Genomic DNA, 12724 nt, shown 5'->3' on the forward strand with positions numbered 1-12724 from the left:
CCATGAGCATTTCCAGACAGGTTCTATGGTACGGCCTCGATCTGGAACCAGGTACTGACATCGGCAGAAAGGGTAAAAGCCGCCGCCGAGGCATAGGAAACACTGATCGCATCGCCCGGAGAAACAGGAATAACCCCCGACATACCAGTCACCCCGTCATTATTGTAGCCCGCCGGCACCGAGATCCGGAACGATCCGGCCACCCGCACCCCGTTCCGATAGACCAGGAACTGGTTGGACCCGATACCCGACTGCGCGACCGACAGCGCAACCCGCACCCGGCTAACCCCGGCCGGAATCGTGAACTGCCCCGGCGTACCCGCCGACCAGAAAGACGACGTATCGAGAATTTCGCTGTTCCACACCTTCATCTGCACGAAACTGCCACCGGTCGCCGCCATCGCCGCATCCGCCGACAGGGTCACCATCGCCCCCACCCAGGGCACACCAGTCGTACCGCAGGCAAAACTCCCGCTCACGGGCACATAATTCAGATGGTTGCCGCCGCTGTCGGGGCAGGACGGAATTTCACCATGCCCGACCGGCCCCACCATTTGCGCCCGCGCCGGGCCCGAAGCATATGGCGCCAGCACCAGCATGCCGGCCAGCATCAACAGGATTCTCTTCATTCCGAATACCATTGCGTTGCACTGTTCTGCCAGAACGTGGCGACTCCACCGGGCACGATCGCAACCGGCACTCCCGCCGCCAGCGCATCGATCACGCCCCCCACGTGCGGATAGACCAGCAGCGCGGAACCGCCCCGGTTCAGCACCTTGCGCCAGGTTCCCACCAGCCCCGCCACCAGCACCGCCCCAGTGCCGGCCGCCACATTGGTGAACAGATTGACTTCCGACGACATGGCAGCAGCCGTGCCCTGCCCGCTTCCCGCCGCCACCAGACTGCCGGAGAAGGAAAGGGCGGACGGCGTCCAATCCTGCCACGCCCCGTTCCACACCTGGATCTGCCCGGTATCGGTGGCGTAATAGACCCCGAGACACCCCGCCGGCAGGTTCGGCGCCACCGGCCGCGCGGCAAGGGTGCCGTAACCGAGATAATCGGTAATCAGCGTGCTGTTGCCCATCAGATCGGCACCCCGATTGTCTGCCCCGCCGGATCGGACAGCATGCCGACCGGCGCGATATTCCCGTTGACCAGCGGCAGCACGCCACCCCCCGCGCCAGCCCCCTGCCCCAGCACCGCCCAGCCCGCCACCGTCCCGGCGCCCGACTGCTTGGCCCACACCGCCCCCGCCGGCCCGCCATCGCGTTGCAGGAAGACATCGCCCACCCACCCGGCGACCCGCCCCTCCGGCCCACCGAACCCGTCCATCACCCGCGCACCATGATGCAACGCCACTACATCCGCCGGCCGTGCCGGCGCCACGGGCAACATCCGCGAACCCGGCGCAACCGGGCGCGGCACGGCCGCCAGCAACGCCGACAACCGCTCCCCCCGCCCCGCCGGCACGGGTGCCGGCGGCGGAAAGGACGCCGGCAGGATCACCGAAGCCGACCCGCTGGCACCAATACTTGCCACCGGCACGCCCAGCGCCCCGGCAATCACCGACAGGTTGCGGATCGACCCGCTGGACCCGGCCTGAAGCCGCGCGAGAAACTGATAGGCCGACAGCGTCAGCCGCCCGGTCGCGGTGTCGACGAACGGCCAGTCCCCCACCGGCAGGGTCTGGCGCGGTACCGCCGGCATCACTCCATCCCCGTTTCGGTGTCCAGATAGAACCCGATCAGATTCCGCCGCACCGGGTCCGTCACCTGCAACCGCAGCACCCGCTGCCGCGCCTGCCCCAGCTTCTGCCAGCGCAGCCGCGTCCGATACGCCCCCTGCCGCCCCATCGACCGCCAAAGCCGCAACGCGCTCCAGGTCCGCGCCCCGTCATCCGACCAGTCCAGCATGATCCGCGGGTCCACACCGGGCGGATCGTCATTGACGACATCAGCCGATTCCACAAACGCACTGCCCGCCGGGTTCGACCCCGCCGGCACGATCCCCCCCGTCACCGCAAAGCCGCCACCCGCCCCGCCATTATCGGCAAACGCCGCCACCGGCGCCCCCGCCGCCACGGTCAGGAAAACCGGCGGCGCCACCCCCAGCGGCGCCGACCCGTCAGACGCCAGATAACGCGCCCCACCCGCATCGGTCAGGAACAACGCCCTGTTCGCCGCCACCGACAGATCCACAAAATCCCCCGGCGCCCCCACGAACAGATCGGCAATCCGCGCCGTGGCAAAGGCCAGGCTGCCGAAACGCGTCTGATACTGCGTGCCGGCCGGCACCGGATACGTCCCCACCGCCGTCTGCTTCATGTTGCCGCAGATCGTCACCACCGATCCGCTCACATAGGCCACGGCATTGCCATCGCTCCACGGCCCGATCGTGTAGCCCGCCCAGTCGGTGGCGGCATAGGCCTCGCCCGAAACCGGCGCCCCGATCTGCGTCGCCCGCCCGGCGGCATACCGGAACACCCGCACCGTATCCCACATGCGCGCATTGCCCCGGTTGGCCGCACTGTCCGACAGCCCCACCAGCAGAAACGACACCAGCCAGTCGCCACTCCCCCCGATCCGCGTCAGCCCCGGCTGGCCGCCATAAACATCCGTCCCCCCCTTCTGTCCGTCGGCAATGAACGCATATTCATCCGCAAACGGAATCTGCACCACGCCGGCAGAATCGATCCAGTTTTCATTGTCGATCGTATACATCGGCAATGTCCCGTTCAGCCCCGTAAGGACATTGCCGGCAAACTGCGCCGCCAGCGCATCGTAGCTGACAACCCCCATGGCAATCCGCACCATCGCCCCATGCGGCCAGGCAGGCCCGATCACGCCGAGCAATTCCGGGTTGGCATTCCCCCCGGCCACCGCATTGGCCGCCATGTCGCCCCGGCTGAAATACAGATAATGGTTGGTCCCCCCCTGCCCGTCCGGCAGAAAGAACCCGACATTGCCGTTATAACCGGACTGGATCAGCAGATGCGTCCCAAGCTGCGCGGGATAGGCATATTTGATCACCGGCACCCGGCACGCGGCCCACGCCACCGCGCTGCCCAACTGGGGATACAGCCCGTTGAGCCCACCCGACCGCGCCGCCCCACCGATGATCTGCGCAATACTGGGAAAGACCAGCACCACACGCGGCACCGCCGGATAATCGACCTGGTAGGACAGGATCGGATCGTCGATCGTCTGAGACCCGGCCAGGAAACATTGATTGGCGCCATAGATCGGCCCCGGCCCGCCAATGGCGTTATAGACGAATCCCAGAAAGACCGGCACCGCCTGGCCATTGGCCTGATACAGCGCAATCCCTTCCCACACCGCGCCGTCATCCACCCCCACCACCAGATACTGGCCCAGCAGCAGCACCGAGACCGCATTCAGCCGGAAATTCAGCATGTCCAGCCCCGGCGCCATCGTCAGGATATCGGCCTGCACGCCGGCCTGCTCCAGCGTCCACACCACCGTGCCCGAAGGCGAGACCGCATTCACCGCCCCGCTGCCCAGCGAAATCATGTTGCCCGACCGGTCCGGCATGCACGACATATTCGCCCACCCGTTATAAACGGCGGTCGACCCGGCCGTATGGCCGCCAAACTGCGGCGCCGCCAGCAGCCCCGCGCCCTCGACAACGCCGTTCCAGGGCGCAACGCGCCACCCCTGCCCCGCCACATTGCCGACCGGCGCCGCCGACGACCACATGACCGAGGCCGGCACCAGCGCCACCCCTCCGGCATAAAGCTGCACCTGCCGCTCCCCCGGCGACAGCGACAGCAGCAGATTCACCCACCCCGCCCCCCAGCCGGCAAAATCATAAGACGCACGCACGATCTCCCCGCCCTGCATGTCGGTCGCCCGCACCACGATCTGCGCCCCGGCCAGCGTGTCGTCATTGGCCACACCGATAAAGAAGCCCGGCCGGCTGCCCGTCGCATCCCCACTGCCCAGCACCAGCCCGCGCGGCGCGCCGTCATCGGGCAGATCCACCCACAGGCTGACCAGCAGACTGGCCAGCCCCACCGCCATGCCCTCCGGCGCCGTCGCCCGCGTCAGCGCGGTGGGCGTCGTCAGTTCCACCCCCTGCGGCTGATAGGTCACGTTCCGCACGGCAGGCATGCCCGGCAGACCGATCCCCGTCTCCACATCCAGCTCGAACCGCCGCATGAACACGCGCCCGCGCAACCCCTGCACCGGCGGCGCGGCCAGCAACCCGCGCATGGTCGCCCCCAGCTCGGTATAGACCAGCGGATTCAACACCCCGACCACACCGCTCAGCCAATCGCCCACCAGCACCCTGCCATAGGCCATGATCGCGCAATTGGCCCGCCAGCGACCGATCGAACTGTCTGCCCCACTGCCGGTCCAGGATTCCCGCTCGTGCCACAATCCGGTCGCCACATCATAAACCCAGGTCGCAGCCGCCGACGGAAACAGCAGGGTGATGAATTTATGCCCTTCCAGCGTGTAGCTGAAACAGCGCGCATCCGCCCGCGTCACATAGGCCTGCCACGCCCCCTCGATCGCATGGGTCGAAACACGCTGCGGCTGGTACCCCGCCAGGCGATAGAACATTCCGTCATCGCCCAGGAAAAAGAGCGTATTATCCTCCAGGCAATGCGCATGCGGCCCCGCAATGCCCCGCTGGATAAACGCACCATCGAACCGTTGGAACGGAAAGGACGGCGCCGCAGTCCCGGCATCGTACCACACCTCCGTCCGCGCCGCGCCGAACAGATAGAGCTGCTCATGCGAATTCACGATCGCCAGCAACGGATCGGCCGTCGCCTCTTTCGAGGCAAACATCGTCCCGTCGAACGGCGTCACCGCCTCCGGCGGCGAGAGAAAGAATTCCTGCGTCCCGGCCCGATTGAAGACGAAATAAGTATCGAAATACACCACGCTGTCAGCCGGATAGAAATTCTCATCCGTGATCTGCCGCACACCGCCGGCCACCGAATAGGACCAGCCGGACTCCCCATCCACCCACACCAGATCGACGCCGTTGGTATCCATCGACACCGGCCCCGTCACCCAGGTCGCGCCCAGCTCCAAGCTCGACCCGTCGGCATCCACCCGATACAGCGCCTGCCCCGAGACCACATACAGCGCCCCGCCCATCAGGCACATGCCCCACACCGGCCCGGCCCCGCACTGCGCGAACGCCACCATGCCGGGGCAGCCCCACACCGGCACCGGCGTCTTGGCATCCTTCGGCGCATATTCGGCATAGAAATTGACGCAACGCTGCGCATCCAGCGCCACTGAGTGCGCCTGGTAAGATTGCGCGGCAAAGGCCACCTGCTGAACCGCCATCGCCCCTACCCCGCCCGCCCGGCCGGCCCCGCGCCGGCACCAAACAGCACCGATTGCGGCTCCCGATCCCAGGCCTGCGCCACCATCAATTTGCTGACGGCCTCCTGCTTCAGAATCGCATATTGCGCCGGATCGACCGGCCCTTTCCCCGATCCGTTATATTCCGGCCATAATTCCACAGCGAGGTTCCAGCGCATCGCGGCCAGCCACTCATCGGGAAAATCCGGCACCGAAGTCAGATCGGCAAACGGCATCAGCGGCCGCTGCGCGGTAAACGCCACCGCACTGCCACTGTCCGAGGGCGCGGGCCATACATGCAGCACCCCCGTCCCCAATTGCGGATCGTAGAAGAACTGCGTCACCACACCAGGCACGCTCTTGTTCGGAATATTGGCGTAATCCAGACGCGACATCGGCACCAGCGGGACCTCCACCGCCTGCCCGCCGCCCGCGAACTGCCGTCGCCGCGCCGCCGGCACCCGCAACGGCCGCACCATCGGGCAAGGATAGGCCACAACCCGCGCCCCCTCAGACGCCGCGGACGGCAACGGCGCGGCCAGCGTCAGCCCGCCCCCCGAAACCGCCACCACACCGGTCCAGAACACACCCCCGCCATCCAGCCAGAGTCCCACCCGCCAGCCGGCAGCGATCCCCGCCACAGCCCCAACCGTCACCTGCGCCCCCGCACCCGCCGCCGCCAGCACCGTCTCGACACACTGGCTGCTCACCGCAACCGCATCCGCCGACCCGGCCCCGATCAGGTACCGCACCTGCCCCGGCTGCAGGAACAGCGTGCACTCTTCTTCCGCCCACACATGAATGCCCGAAGCCTGCCACGCCTGCACCATCGCATTCAGCGACGCGAACGCATTCTCCACCAGCCCCAGGCGCGGCACATCCTGCGGCCCCACCGCCCCGCACAGCCGCAATGCCCCCGCGATCATCTGATAGACCGGCTGGCTGAACGGGCAGGTGGTCGTCCCCGCCGGCTCCCGATCCCACTGCGCCACCACGGCGAATTTCTCCGCCGCCATCGCCTTCAGCATCTCGAAACGCTGGGCCGGGCAGTCATATTCCGGCGCCAGTTCCACCGCCAGCGCGAAACGCAGCGCCGAGATCCATTCCTGCGGCACATCGGCACGATCGGCCGCACCGCCCACATCCTGCAACGGAAGCTGGCAGGTCAGGGTCACCGCCACCTGCCCGCTTCCAGGCGCCGGATAGACACTGAAAAGACCGGTCCCCACCTGCGGATCGTAAAAATACTGCACCGGACTCCCACCCGGCGTCCCCTTGCCCGACAGGTTCGCATAATCCAGCCGCGCCATCGGAATCAGCGGCGTCTCCACCCCCGTCGCCAGATCGACGGCCCGCGCCCCGATCACCGTCAGCGGCCGCACGAACGGCGCGCCATAAGCGACCACCACCGCCCCCGCCGATACCGCGCCGCCCAGCCCCGATGCCAGATAGACCGTTCCACCGACCACCGACAGAACCGAGCTCCAGAACAGCCCGCCCCCATCCAGCACAATGCCGATCCGGCAGCCGGCCGCGATGCCGGCAACAGAGGCCACCGTCACCTGCGCCGCCCCCGCCACCACCGGCGCTCCCGCAACCGTGGCCACATAGCCCTGCGCCACATTGTCCGCACTGCCGACGCCGATCCCATACCGGGCCTGCCCGGGCTGGAGAAACACCGTCCCCTCACCCTGCGCCCAGACATGCACGCCCGACACCTGCCACGCCTTGATCAGCCCGTTCAGCGCAGACAGCGCGTCCTGATATTCATTCGCCGGCGGCACCTCCCCGCTGGCCATCGCGCCGATCAGCCGCAGCGCGCCGTTGATGATGTCGGATGTCCCGGGGTTCCAGCCCGCGCTCCCGGTCATCATGCCGGCACCGGATCAAGACGACTGACCGGATAGGCCCCCGCCGGCACCGTCACGCCCCGACCCCAAGCGGCTTATCGCCCTCGACCATCAGGAAAGACGAAGACGATTCCTGCACTATCTTCAGCACCATGTTCTCCATCCCCCCGCCCAGCACCCCCACCGCACCCGGCAGAACCGGCACGATGGTCAGCATTCCGCCGCCGATCGCCACGATCGAGACCGCAACATTCTCACCCCGGTCGAGCATGATCTGAACCCGGTCACCAACGGCGAAACCGAGCGTGGACGCCACCGCCACCACGCCGCTCCCGGCGGCGGCGGGCGCCGCCACGCAGGTTCCCACCACGGTAAAGCGGTTCTCCTGGCGCGGCCGGGCCACATCCACACTCTGCTCGTCCGCCACCCCGCGCACGAAATCCTGCGGCTGCTGCGCCTCCCACCGCCTTCCATCCACCAGGGCCTGTCCGGTCTGCCCGCCAGGGATGGTGCGCGCCCGCGACCGCCGGATCTTGAAACCCGACAGGTCGTCCAGCACATAATGGTCGCCGGGCCGGTACCGCCAGGGCTCGCTCACATTCGCTCTCCCGTCACGCCTGCGGCACACCCTTGATCATCTCAAGAACGATCGTGGCCGCGCTCCCCGCCCCGGCCCCCATCGTCGTCAGCAGGATCGATCCCGTCGCCCCCGCCGCTTTCGGATTGGGAACGCCCTGAAACCGACGAAAATCCAGATGCCCGAAGCCCGACAGCGTCGCCAGATCCACCGGCTCCGTCGCCTCCCATTGCAGCCGCGCCACCATCCCATGCACATCATAGGCAATGCGCCGCACCATCAGATGCACCCCCGGCACCTGTCCACCGACCGCAAAAGCCATGGATTGCGCATCCACGATCTTCATCCCCGCCAGCCCGGTCCCATCGCTGACATCCGTCACGCGCAGAACCAGATGACGTGGACCATTCGCGATCACCTGAACAGTCGTCACATCCGCCATGCCGTCCCTCCCCGCATCAGGGCGCAGCCGGCCCCACCGGCCGCGCCCACGCCATCAGCCCCGACGCGTCGTCGGCGCCGGCTTGCGGCGTACCGGCACGGTCTTCGCTTCGGCCGGCACCTGCGCGGCACCATGGTAATGATGATGCACCTCCACCACGGCGGGACGGCGGGGAGTCGGAGGAGTCGGCTTGCGTTTGGTCATGAGGATTGCTCCATTGTCAGCGTTCTGTTCTTTTTTGAAAAAAAGAACCAAAAAACTTTTGATCAATTAAAGAAAAGACTCTTATCCGCGCATACAACACCAAACGAATAAAAGTCTTTTTGCTTCTTTTTCTTCAGAAAAAGAAGAGAACCTTAAACCCCAGGCGTCCCATACAACCCCCGCCAATCCGCCCAGTATCCGGAATAGCGTTCGTAACAGGCCGCCTTGGCATTCCTCGTGTCGAAATCATTGTCCTGATCGAACGAGATCGGATCACGCTCATAATAGGTCAGCGAATTCGGCACATTGGTCCGGATGAACCACGCCGTCTGGCTGGTGAAGTAATGGTTCAGCTTGATACCTTCGGGGAACGCATTGGTCGCCCGCAGCACGTTGATCGCATTGTTCGCCGTATCGTTCTGCAGCACCGAATTGCACACCCGGTTGGCCTCGAACCACAGCGCCGAAGGCACATTGAGCGTGCGCGGCAGCGCCGAAATCCGCATCCCCCGATTATTCTGACACTGCATGATCTGCACCGTCAGATCCTCGATCGCCGCCTCCGACAGATCCGCCGCCGTCCCCAGCAGGTTCGACTGGCTGCCCGCCAGCGTCGGATGACCGGCCGAAATCAGCGGCGCCCCATCGCCCCCCAGCGCGCTGGCCGAAAACGCCATGTTGTAAATGCCGGCCAGCACGTTTTCCTTGGTCTGGCGCATCGAAAACGCCAGCTGCGCGGCCCGGCGCTTCGACACCGCCTCATACAGATTGTCGCGCAGCTCCTCATAGGTCACGATATAGCCCAGCGCATACGCCACATGCGTAAAGCGGCTGACCGCACCCTGCGCTTCCGTGTCGTAATAGATCTGCTGCCCCTGCGGCTTCACCGGCGCCAGGCCGAAGCCGGTAATCTCGACCTCCTCCTCATACGCCTTGTCCGACGTCTGCTTGTCGAACAGATCCAGATATTCGACGCGATGCTCGTCATAGCTGCGCCCCCACCACGCCTTGATACCGGGCCAGAGAGCCTTGGGGTGCGCGCCCGTCGTAATTACGGCCATTGAACAGACTCCTCAGACGCCAAGCGTGCTGGTGATGGAATGAAGATTGATGCGGCACAGCCACTTCGCGTTGGCGCCGATCGCATTGTCGATCGCCTGATACGCCCGCAGAATGCGCATCTGCCCGGTCGCCAGCGTCCCCGCGCTGCTCGACTGGATCTGCCACCCCGACTGCGCCGACACGGTCGATCCCGCCCCCGCCACCAGGTTGACATTGCCCGACACGGCACCGGCCGACAGCGCACCGCCCACCGAATCCTCCTGCACCGCAAGGACCAGATTCGGATCGTCGGCCACATAGACATAGGCCGCCTGCCCCGCCGGCAGATACGGCGCCTGGTTCTGCAACAGCGGCAGAACCAGCTCGCCCGCATTGCTGGCAATGCCCTGCATCGCCCCGGTCACCAGGCCAGACGCCCCGGCCGTGGCAATCCCCACCGCCGGCACGCCATTGGCATCCGCCCCCGGCAACACCACCAGCGGATCGCCCAGAAACAACGGCGTCGGATTGCTCGCCGGCACATAATAAACCTGCACGCCGCCGGCATACGGCGCACCGGACGCATAAGCCATCGGCCGCAGGCCAAATGGAGCATTGGAATTCATCGGCAGACCTCTGCACGGGTGAAAAGGCGGCAGGCACGCCATGCGCCCGCCGAATCGTCCTTGCCTGTTTGTGCTGCCTGAACTCTTCTTTTTCTGAAGAAAAAGAAGCAAAAAGACTTTTGATCGTTTCTCGATAGCATATGGATGGAGAGGGAGTATTCCTAAAAATCCACAGTTTTATATATTAAAATAATCAGGACCCCATTCCAGACCCTGCCTCACCACGAGAAACCGAACCCAAAATCCAAAAGTTTTTTGGTTCTTTTTTTCAAAAAAGAACGCCCTGCTCCCGGAGTCTGGCTGGAAATGTGGGCTGGTGAGCGAGAGCGGCCCGCTACGGGCCGCGCCCGTCGCGTGTTTCCGAGCACCGAAGCGGAGCGGCCTTATGGGCCGTGAGCATCGGAGCGCAGGAAACGCACGTCGGATCGCCACCAGCGCGCATTTACGACCAGACGCCTAGCGTCGCTCTTCCCGGATCGAGATCCCCACATCCCGCGGCACATACTGCGCCTGCCGGTCCGCGCCCGTGGGGCCACCCGGCACACGCCCTTCCCGGATCTGGTCCATCAATTCCCGATGTCCCGATTCCTGCGCCGCCATATCCTCCCGATACCATTCGGCCGGGATTTCCATCAGATACGCAATCTGCGCCCCGCCGCCGCGCGCGACCCCAACAGTCATGCTCACGGGTTTTCCGGATTCATCCAGAACCTGCTTGTATCCCGCATCCCCGGCCCGCGCGATCCGCCCCGGCTCGTCATTGAACCAGTGCCGGTGGTACCCTTCCCGATCCGGATAGGCCAGCTTCTGTTCCCGCAGCCCGAACGGCCGGCGCGAGGCCACGCGCCTGGCAGGCCCCACCCCCGGCGCGGCACCCGATGCAACATTCTGGGCGGCACGGCTCCGCGCCGCCTCGTTCAGCGGCACGCGCCCGCGTGTTTCGTCGCTCATGCGTCGTTCTCCCAGTAATATCCGGCCCATTCGTCCTTCGTCAGCGGCTTGCCCTTGCCCGCCAGCGCGCGGGCATAACGGTCATATTCCCGCCGCGCCTCCGCCGGCAGCGCCTCGAACCCGCGCGGATTCCCCCCGCGCCCGCCCTCACCGCGCGACGGACTCACCGGCGGCGGCGCCTCGCGGCGTTTGTTCTCGAACAACGCAGGATGCAACTGCCGCACCTTGCGCCGCGTCATCTCCAGCCGCTCCGCCAGGCTCAGCCCCGGATGCTGCCGATCCACCGCCGACTGGATCGCAATCGCATCCTGCCGCGCCTCGGCATTGCGCGAAAACCACGGATTCGCCTGCACGAAATCCATAATCTCCGGCGGCATGCTCTCCACCCGCTCCACCGGCGCCGGGGCCAGTGGCGCCTCCGCCCGCGCGGCCGGCAGCGGCGCCGTATCGCGCAGATCCTGCAAATCCCGCTCGGCCACCGCAAAGGCCGTCGTGTCGCCGCTGGCCACCGCCGCCTGCCGCCGGCCCTCGATATCGCGCACCGCACGCTGATACGCCCGCTCGTCGGCCCGCCGCGTGCGCTCCGTCAGATCGGCCAATGCCTTCTGGCTGTCGCGCAACTGCGCCTGCATGGTGGCATAACGCCCATCCAGCGCCCGATATTGCTGCTGCAACACCGGCAGAAGATTCATCCCCCGATCGAGAAAATCCCGCGCCGGCCGCCATTTCTCCACATCACCCCGAAAATCGTCACGCGGCACCCAGCCCATCCGCCGCGCCTGCGCCTCGACCTCCGCATCCCCCTCGACAGGCGCCGCAATCCCTTCCGGCGCATCGGCCCCACTCTCCCGCTCGGGGCTCCCGCCCTCCGCGTGCAGGTCCACGTCCATCCCCTCTTCGCGCTCGTCCGTCATGCAAGCTCTCCCTCCTGCTTCGCCACCGCCGCAATCGCGGCAATACAGCGCTGCGACATCAGCCGGTACAGCCGCCCATCCTCGCCCTTCAGCAGCTGCCCGGCATAGCGTTCGAAATAGACCCGATCCCCCGCCGCAGGAATCGTTCCCACCCACTGCCGCGTGCCATCATCGTTCCAGCGAAACGCCGCCGGCCCCACCGCAATCACCGTCCCATGCTCGGCCGCCAGCGTCTGGCGCTCCACATATTCCGCCGGCAACTGCACCGCCCCGCTGGTCATCTCGGCATGCACGTCCGCCAGCACCAGGATCTTGTCGTCCAGCGGCACATACCCCGCCCGATTCACCCCATCCCAATCCGAAACCACGAATTCCTGCTGGTCGAATTTCAGAATACGTCTCTCACTCATCACTCTCCTCCTTCCGTTCCGGCGCGTCGCCGTAAAACGCCCGCATCGCCGCCCATTTCAGCTCGGCCATCTCGGCCGCCAGCGCCGCCCGGCCCCGCGCCTCATGCTCCTGCGCCAGCGTAATCGTCCCCGCCCGCCACTGGCCCAACATCCGCCGCTCGATGCTCTCGCCATAATCCGTCAGAAACAGACGCACCGCCCGCGTCACCGGATGGTGCCGCCAGGCCAGAAACGCCTCCTCCGACAGATCCTCCAACATCGCCTGACGCTGCTCCATCGGGGGGATCCTTTCTTTGGGTCTTCTTCTTTTTCTGAAGAAAAAGAAGCAAAAAGACTTTTTCGACGTTTCTCGATAGCATCAGGA

Annotated in this window: 14 protein-coding genes; all 14 read right to left on the bottom strand. The window is 65.9% G+C overall.

What is annotated here, in order from left to right; all coding sequences use genetic code 11:
- Positions 1-23: 23 nt before the first annotated feature.
- The 14 genes from HLH29_RS12940 to HLH29_RS13005 all read right to left on the bottom strand — a co-directional run bounded on the left by HLH29_RS12940 (position 24) and on the right by HLH29_RS13005 (position 12637).
- The gene (locus HLH29_RS12940; RefSeq protein ID WP_182967441.1) at positions 24-629 is read right to left on the bottom strand and encodes a hypothetical protein; all 606 of its coding nucleotides are present in this window, start codon (positions 627-629) and stop codon (positions 24-26) included.
- Entirely contained in the window at positions 626-1084 is a 459-nt protein-coding gene (locus HLH29_RS12945) for a hypothetical protein (RefSeq protein WP_182967443.1), read from the bottom strand. The genes HLH29_RS12940 and HLH29_RS12945 overlap by 4 nt, the downstream gene beginning before the upstream one ends.
- The gene (locus tag HLH29_RS12950) at positions 1084-1707 is read right to left on the bottom strand and encodes a hypothetical protein (protein WP_182967445.1); all 624 of its coding nucleotides are present in this window, start codon (positions 1705-1707) and stop codon (positions 1084-1086) included. The genes HLH29_RS12945 and HLH29_RS12950 overlap by 1 nt, the downstream gene beginning before the upstream one ends.
- Positions 1707-5327: a hypothetical protein gene (locus HLH29_RS19910; protein WP_182967447.1), complete on the bottom strand. Its 3621-nt coding sequence runs from the start codon at positions 5325-5327 to the stop codon at positions 1707-1709. Before HLH29_RS19910 ends, HLH29_RS12950 begins: the two co-directional genes overlap by 1 nt.
- Before the next feature lie 5 nt (positions 5328-5332).
- Positions 5333-7219, bottom strand: a complete 1887-nt coding sequence (locus tag HLH29_RS12960) for a hypothetical protein (RefSeq protein WP_182967449.1) — start codon at positions 7217-7219, stop codon at positions 5333-5335.
- Between the two features lie 49 nt (positions 7220-7268).
- Positions 7269-7793, bottom strand: coding sequence for a hypothetical protein (locus tag HLH29_RS12965; protein ID WP_182967451.1), 525 nt, complete (start codon positions 7791-7793; stop codon positions 7269-7271).
- A gap of 13 nt (positions 7794-7806) precedes the next feature.
- Positions 7807-8214, bottom strand: a complete 408-nt coding sequence (locus HLH29_RS12970; RefSeq protein WP_182967453.1) for a hypothetical protein — start codon at positions 8212-8214, stop codon at positions 7807-7809.
- Between the two features lie 54 nt (positions 8215-8268).
- Positions 8269-8418, bottom strand: a complete 150-nt coding sequence (locus HLH29_RS12975; RefSeq protein WP_182967455.1) for a hypothetical protein — start codon at positions 8416-8418, stop codon at positions 8269-8271.
- A gap of 152 nt (positions 8419-8570) precedes the next feature.
- A complete protein-coding gene (locus tag HLH29_RS12980; RefSeq protein WP_182967457.1) occupies positions 8571-9479 on the bottom strand; it encodes a phage major capsid protein in 909 nt (302 codons plus the stop codon).
- A 12-nt stretch (positions 9480-9491) separates the two neighbouring features.
- Positions 9492-10085, bottom strand: a complete 594-nt coding sequence (locus HLH29_RS12985) for a hypothetical protein (protein WP_182967459.1) — start codon at positions 10083-10085, stop codon at positions 9492-9494.
- 456 nt (positions 10086-10541) lie between these two features.
- Complete coding sequence (locus HLH29_RS12990) at positions 10542-11036, bottom strand: hypothetical protein (RefSeq protein ID WP_182967461.1); 495 nt, start codon at positions 11034-11036, stop codon at positions 10542-10544.
- Complete coding sequence (locus HLH29_RS12995; protein ID WP_246374232.1) at positions 11033-11950, bottom strand: hypothetical protein; 918 nt, start codon at positions 11948-11950, stop codon at positions 11033-11035. Before HLH29_RS12995 ends, HLH29_RS12990 begins: the two co-directional genes overlap by 4 nt.
- Positions 11947-12360, bottom strand: coding sequence for a co-chaperone GroES (locus HLH29_RS13000; protein WP_182967463.1), 414 nt, complete (start codon positions 12358-12360; stop codon positions 11947-11949). Before HLH29_RS13000 ends, HLH29_RS12995 begins: the two co-directional genes overlap by 4 nt.
- Positions 12353-12637 (bottom strand): hypothetical protein, encoded by a 285-nt coding sequence (locus HLH29_RS13005; protein WP_182967524.1) that lies wholly within the window; start codon positions 12635-12637, stop codon positions 12353-12355. The genes HLH29_RS13000 and HLH29_RS13005 overlap by 8 nt, the downstream gene beginning before the upstream one ends.
- Between the last annotated feature and the right edge of the window lie 87 nt (positions 12638-12724).

The sequence above is a fragment of the Gluconacetobacter tumulicola genome, assembly GCF_014174215.1.
GTDB classification, from domain to species: domain Bacteria; phylum Pseudomonadota; class Alphaproteobacteria; order Acetobacterales; family Acetobacteraceae; genus Gluconacetobacter; species Gluconacetobacter tumulicola.

Excerpts from the sequence above, each read along its gene's own strand:
- HLH29_RS12960 (WP_182967449.1), bottom strand. The coding sequence starts at position 7,219 with ATGATGACCGGGAGCGCGGGCTGGAACCCCGGGACATCCGACATCATC.
- HLH29_RS19910 (WP_182967447.1), bottom strand. The coding sequence starts at position 5,327 with ATGGCGGTTCAGCAGGTGGCCTTTGCCGCGCAATCTTACCAGGCGCAC.
- HLH29_RS12975 (WP_182967455.1), bottom strand. The coding sequence starts at position 8,418 with ATGACCAAACGCAAGCCGACTCCTCCGACTCCCCGCCGTCCCGCCGTG.
- HLH29_RS12980 (WP_182967457.1), bottom strand. The coding sequence starts at position 9,479 with ATGGCCGTAATTACGACGGGCGCGCACCCCAAGGCTCTCTGGCCCGGT.
- HLH29_RS12985 (WP_182967459.1), bottom strand. The coding sequence starts at position 10,085 with ATGAATTCCAATGCTCCATTTGGCCTGCGGCCGATGGCTTATGCGTCC.
- HLH29_RS12950 (WP_182967445.1), bottom strand. The coding sequence starts at position 1,707 with ATGCCGGCGGTACCGCGCCAGACCCTGCCGGTGGGGGACTGGCCGTTC.
- HLH29_RS12970 (WP_182967453.1), bottom strand. The coding sequence starts at position 8,214 with ATGGCGGATGTGACGACTGTTCAGGTGATCGCGAATGGTCCACGTCAT.
- HLH29_RS13000 (WP_182967463.1), bottom strand. The coding sequence starts at position 12,360 with ATGAGTGAGAGACGTATTCTGAAATTCGACCAGCAGGAATTCGTGGTT.
- HLH29_RS12940 (WP_182967441.1), bottom strand. The coding sequence starts at position 629 with ATGAAGAGAATCCTGTTGATGCTGGCCGGCATGCTGGTGCTGGCGCCA.
- HLH29_RS12995 (WP_246374232.1), bottom strand. The coding sequence starts at position 11,950 with ATGACGGACGAGCGCGAAGAGGGGATGGACGTGGACCTGCACGCGGAG.
- HLH29_RS13005 (WP_182967524.1), bottom strand. The coding sequence starts at position 12,637 with ATGGAGCAGCGTCAGGCGATGTTGGAGGATCTGTCGGAGGAGGCGTTT.
- HLH29_RS12945 (WP_182967443.1), bottom strand. The coding sequence starts at position 1,084 with ATGGGCAACAGCACGCTGATTACCGATTATCTCGGTTACGGCACCCTT.
- HLH29_RS12990 (WP_182967461.1), bottom strand. The coding sequence starts at position 11,036 with ATGAGCGACGAAACACGCGGGCGCGTGCCGCTGAACGAGGCGGCGCGG.